This window comes from Streptomyces sp. URMC 124, assembly GCF_051386455.1.
Lineage (GTDB): Bacteria > Actinomycetota > Actinomycetes > Streptomycetales > Streptomycetaceae > Streptomyces.
In genome coordinates, this window is record NZ_JBPQTS010000648.1 from 1 (window position 1) to 237 (window position 237).

The following is a 237-nucleotide window of genomic DNA, read 5'->3' on the forward strand; positions in this document are numbered from 1 at the left end:
TCTATAGGAGAACTGAAATCCTTTCATCGTTTCGAAGTCCCAGGTATCGTTATTCAATTCACCAAAAGAAGGGATCTCCAGATTGCGGATCGCATCTTCTGTCGAGCCTTTGATAAAGTCTTCAGTCATCTGTTTGGCTTCATACCCGCCGATCCCCTGCCGTATCCATTTAGGAACCGAGGGATTGATTTCACTGATTAACCACATGGTGAACAAGTGGACGGTACTTTTCAAGAT

1 protein-coding gene is annotated in these 237 nt (G+C 44.3%); it reads right to left on the reverse strand.

Annotated elements, in window-relative coordinates; all coding sequences use genetic code 11:
- Nucleotides 1–216: hypothetical protein (locus ACSNOG_RS34030; protein WP_436756525.1), on the reverse strand; the 216-nt coding region annotated here is incomplete at its 3' end.
- Nucleotides 217–237 lie beyond the last annotated feature (21 nt).